5 protein-coding genes and 1 pseudogene are annotated in these 4905 nt (G+C 42.7%); 2 read left to right on the top strand and 4 right to left on the bottom strand.

Going from position 1 to position 4905, the window contains the following annotated elements; translation table 11 throughout:
- A pseudogene (locus H6G26_RS38435) lies at window positions 1–235 on the top strand (hypothetical protein); the annotation flags it as partial.
- Between the two features lie 11 nt (window positions 236–246).
- On the opposite strand, the gene H6G26_RS38430 reads toward H6G26_RS38435, so the two are convergent.
- The 4 genes from H6G26_RS38430 to H6G26_RS38415 form a co-directional block, all read right to left on the bottom strand.
- Window positions 247–1119, bottom strand: coding sequence for a formylglycine-generating enzyme family protein (locus H6G26_RS38430; protein WP_347242587.1), 873 nt, complete (start codon window positions 1117–1119; stop codon window positions 247–249).
- Window positions 1120–1151: 32 nt separating this feature from the next.
- Window positions 1152–2009 (bottom strand): nucleotidyltransferase domain-containing protein, encoded by an 858-nt coding sequence (locus H6G26_RS38425; protein ID WP_190736973.1) that lies wholly within the window; start codon window positions 2007–2009, stop codon window positions 1152–1154.
- Window positions 2010–2298: 289 nt separating this feature from the next.
- Window positions 2299–3267 carry an aromatic ring-hydroxylating dioxygenase subunit alpha gene (locus H6G26_RS38420; protein ID WP_190736971.1) on the bottom strand — a complete coding sequence of 323 codons (969 nt, stop codon included), beginning with the start codon at window positions 3265–3267 and terminating at the stop codon, window positions 2299–2301.
- Window positions 3268–3337: 70 nt separating this feature from the next.
- The gene (locus H6G26_RS38415; RefSeq protein ID WP_190736968.1) at window positions 3338–4036 is read right to left on the bottom strand and encodes a YafY family protein; all 699 of its coding nucleotides are present in this window, start codon (window positions 4034–4036) and stop codon (window positions 3338–3340) included.
- Window positions 4037–4598: 562 nt separating this feature from the next.
- Here H6G26_RS38415 and H6G26_RS38410 point away from each other — a divergent pair.
- A partial coding sequence (locus H6G26_RS38410) for a DUF6748 domain-containing protein (protein WP_347242586.1) occupies window positions 4599–4905 on the top strand: 307 nt, incomplete at its 3' end.

The raw sequence follows: 4905 nt of genomic DNA, 5'->3' as shown, positions 1-4905 counted from the left end.
ACAAACTGAAAAGTGGTCGCATGAGGCGATTGTAGCGCGGTCAAATCTGCGACCTGTAAGAAGGGAAAAACTGAATCGAGCGGCGAATTCAGGGGAGAATCCGGGTTTTGACTTTTTGCAGGAGTGTTGGAATGATGATCCGGCTTTGCAGATTGTGATCAAGAAGTTGCTGGCGAAGTTTCCGCAGTGGGGGTTGGTGGCGGGGGATGGTGGGTTGGTGAAATGGGAGGAGTAGCGATCGCCGCATCATACCGCACCTGCATACACCACCCGAAAACCAATATGGAAACCGAGGTGGCGGCTCCAATTATCTTGGCGAGAAGCACAACGGCAGATGTCTTTACTGGCGACCCACGTACCCCCGCGCATCACCCTGTCACAATTCTGATTATCATTAGGCTCTATCCACGCGCTACCATCTGTTGGCGCTCCTTGATAATTTTTATGCCAAAAGTCTGCACACCATTCAAATACATTACCGTGCATATCGTATAACCCAAAGGCATTTGCTATTCCAAAACTTCCTACAACTGTAGTTTCTTTTCGATAAATAACTTTGAGTCCTTGAGCATAAGAACTTGACAATTGATATTCTTCATCGTCTGTACCGTTATAATTGGCGACATCAGTCGTAATTGTCTCGCCAAAATGAAAAGGGGTGATGGTTCCAGCACGACACGCATATTCCCATTCTGCTTCGCTAGGCAAGCGATACTGTCTTTTTGTATGGGTGGTAAGGCGATCACAAAACTCAACTGCACCGTGCCAAGAAACTCCTTCTACAGGTCGTTTATCTCCTTTAAAATATGATGGCTCAGGTTTTAGCTCAATATTCACCTGTGGTAATGTTGCTACAGCCTTCCACTGTGCTTGGGTGACAGAATATTTACCCATGCAAAATTGCTTAATGTTCACTCTTCTCTGAGGGCTTTCTGAATTATTATGCTCTAATTCATTCTCTGGTGAACCCATCATGAAACTACCACCAGAAATAAGTACCATTTCAAGAGTAATATTGTTGCCCAGGTCTTCGGTGAAGTACTCGGCTTGACGCTGTTCACGTTTGCTTTCTTGTCCTTGTTCGTTTAATATTATTACATTAAAGTTAAATAGTTTCACTTAATTATACCTCAGCAAAATAGTAATAAATATTACATTGCCAATCGTCGATTTCCATACCATTGGCTCAAATCATCCTCAATACCCTCAAGAATAGCGATCGCCTCAGTTATCGATTTTGAAGAAGCAGCTAAAAGTGCAAACGCTTGCTCAACCCGTTGTTGATAGTCAGTTGGGCAAATAGCAAACCTACCCGCGATTGCCACTGCACCTTTTTCATTCAACAGGTAATCTTCATTAAGAGCGAATAAAACCTGATTCATACACGCCACACTGCGGAAACAACAACCTGCTGCGTAAACGACATCATCGCGTGCAATCGCCTTTTTTGCAACCACCAGCGAGAAACTGATTTCCCAGGCGAAAGTATCAATAGTTGCCTGTTTCAGCCCAGATGGATAAGGCTTTGTTTTGAGCTTCAAAGCTTCTAAAACACCATTAGAGTCGTAAAGTACCTGACAAATAGCAATTTCCCCCATATAAATTGAGGATACAAAACCATGAGGATGTCCTGGTTGGTAATCAATAGTAATTTGTCCAGCATGGCAATCATCAATCACACGATTGACCTTCGCCAAATCACGATAGAGAAAATCTATACCTACACCTTGAACTTGTAGCCAACCGCCGCCGTTAATCCACTTTCCCCATTCACCAATTGCAGTAATTAAATTGACGCGGCCTTTATCATCAAGCTCAGAGGCGAGGCGATTTAGAGCAATTAAATCGGGCGGGTTTTCTGAATTATAATAAATCCCCAAGTCCACATCTGATTTATTAGTGTGGTTGCCCCGCGCCCGTGAACCTCCCAATGAGATGGCTGTAATTCCCTCAATTGACCGCAAACTTGAGACAATATGGTTGATAAATTGAGGCGATTCCTGATTCATAGAGCGATTGTTACATTACTATCGCTGTCATTTTATATTTTAAAGGCATCGCTACTTACATCGATAATACGATTGATTCGTTTGGACTCACTGTGATTAGGAAAGTATAATTTTTGAGCTGCGCCTATCCCTAATGCTAATAAATGGTTGCATGAGGCCATAGTTACGCGATCAATGCAACCTGCAAGAAAGAATAAACTGAATCGGGCGGCGAATTCAGGGCAGAATCCGGGGTTTGACTTTTTGCAAGAATGCTGGGATGATAATCGGTGGTCGCTATCAAATAATATCAACCAGCACTTGTGCCTTGAATAGCCTCCGTTTTCCTATTTTTCACTGTGCGGTAGTACCAACGACGAAACCGAAGTGAAGGTTGATCGGTAGGCACGTTACATCCTTCACTTATATTAGGGACTTCACCGATTTGTGACTCAACCATCGTGCGGTCGTCGAGAGATGCTGCAAAAAACTCATCAAAGTCAAAGTTACTCCGATCAATCCCAGAGTTGGGCAGAACAACCTGCATGAATCGCATTTGTTGGGTATTGATCGGAATGGCAAACAAATGGGGACGCAAGGGCATCCCACCTAAATCTAACTTGAGAACAACATTATTGGGCTGATGCCAATCAATCTCAATTCCATAAGGTAAGGTATTGAGTTGATTCGTGACTGCCATTCCATTTGTTGTTGAAGTAACGCTGATTTGTGCGCTCGCATTTTGGTGTACTGGGTCATGGAATTCGCCACCAAATGAATTCCGATGGACAAAAGGAATATGTAGATAGTCCAGCGAAATATCGATTGCTCTTGTCCAATGTGCATTCCAAATTTCGTGGTGAATCACGTAGTAATCGTTTGGTTCCAATAAGCTCAACGGCAACTGCGGTTCTGGCACGTTGTCGATTCCCGTAAAGACCCACAATATTCCTGCAATCACCCTTGTCGGCAACCTCACGACTGACAGTTTTGAGCGTTGAACTGGATTAAGTGAGTTGAAAGGAACATGAGTACAAGCACCATCTGGTGCAAAACGCCAACCATGATAGGGACATTCAAGGCAACCGTCTTCTGTGATTTGTCCACGTGAGAGAGGAACACCGCGATGAGGACAACGATCAAGGAATGCCGCAAACTGATCGGCTGAATGACGAAATAGGACTAGCGATTCACCTGCTAATTCAACTGCAATGGGAGTCAGTCTAATTTCAGCAACGGGCAATACTGGAGTCCAGAAGTTAGGAAATGTCTCAAACACAGCGAAATTAGCTCCTTAACAAATTCTTAGGCGTTACCCAGCATAAAGCCCTACTCCTGACAGCATCGTGTCAGTGGAAGCCAGATGCTTTTATTCGCTCAAGCTGAAATTTCGTGTATAGGTCAAGACTGATCTCTTGGTCTGGAGATTCAACATCTGAAGCAAAATCGAGATTTTGGATACGATCAACACGAAAATCTCTGTAAGCGTTTCTAAGGATGCACCATGTTCCAACTGTCCATTTTCCACCCCAGTAAAATAGCCCCAACGGGAACACAACCCTTTGAGACAGTTGCTCATTCAAGCTCAAATAGACTATTTTGACGGCTTGTTGCTGTTGAATGCTCCGATAAAGGTCGTTCCAATGTCTTAAGCTTTGGTTGTTCAGAATCTCACCAAGCGCCCGAACAGGTGTGCGAGTCGGATCAAAGCTACGTGGCGGCAACACTGCTCCAATTTTACTCAACAGCGTTTTTGCCGCTGCTGCTAAGTCAGTCCCGGTCGAGCGCGACAGCATTTCGACCCCTAACATCAAAGCGGCGATTTCATCACAAGTTAAAGTTAGGGGCGGTAACTCGAAGTCTTCATCCAAGGCGTAACCAACACCAGGCTCACCATAAACTGGAATGCCACTCAACGAAAGATCATCGATATATCGATAAATTGTACGCACGCAAACACCAATTCGTTCAGCTAATTGCTCTGCTGTAATGGGTTGGTGAGTTCTGATGAGATTCACTAATTGGAAAAGACGGTCAGCTTTTCTCATTCTCTACATTGAGTGACTTTAAATCTTCCAGGACTTACGTATCTGTCATAAACAAGGGTGCAACAGCAGGACTTTGTAAACTTCATTGTTGGTCTGAACTGACACTCAAATTAATTTTCTTATCAAGGTGCTTTCACGCCTTCAGAGACATTCTATTATTTTTTACCCTACTTCCCGATAGATTAGGATATATGTTTTATTCTGCCGTCACCTTCTTTGTGACTATGTGCCGAATAGCACTAAGAAAAACTTTAGCTCTAGGCCATGCTCCATAATCTATTTCAGGAATCGTTTCCGTTCTCAACACCATGTTGTATCTACTGTTGTTTCTTTCCATATCAACTTAATGTCCATTAGTAGCAGTTCTGAATCTCCACTGGTTGCATTCTGACGGATGTATTCACAATAGCTGAATCCTTCTTTAATCATTCTAAAAATTGTAACAATTCGCCAAAAAATTTACATAGATTATAATGGTATAATTTTTTGATATTTGCCAGCATTTTTATCAACTCTTATTTTCACAAAAGTATTGAATCCTTAAATAAAATTTAAAACTCTCATGAACAAAATATCCCTTAACTACATAGCCTCAATTATCCCTCTATTAGGTGCAATAATAGTCACCAACGGATTTTTCTCCAAAGTATCGGCGCAAAATATTTCTACTCCAGACACTACTGATTCTGTTGCCGCCACTGTTGAAAATCAAGAGTTTCCCCAATGGGGATATTACACGGTACGGAGAGATTTTCGCAGATGTGCTTCTCCAATATGCGGTGGATATTTCATCAAGCAGGTAAACTTGAAAGCTACTCCTTGCTTAGATGGTGTTTTTCGCTCCGAATGTTATGTGTCTGCAATTGATT

Source organism: Nostoc sp. FACHB-888 (genome assembly GCF_014696655.1).
Lineage (GTDB): Bacteria > Cyanobacteriota > Cyanobacteriia > Cyanobacteriales > Nostocaceae > Nostoc.
This window is presented reverse-complemented; position numbering and strand designations above follow the sequence as displayed.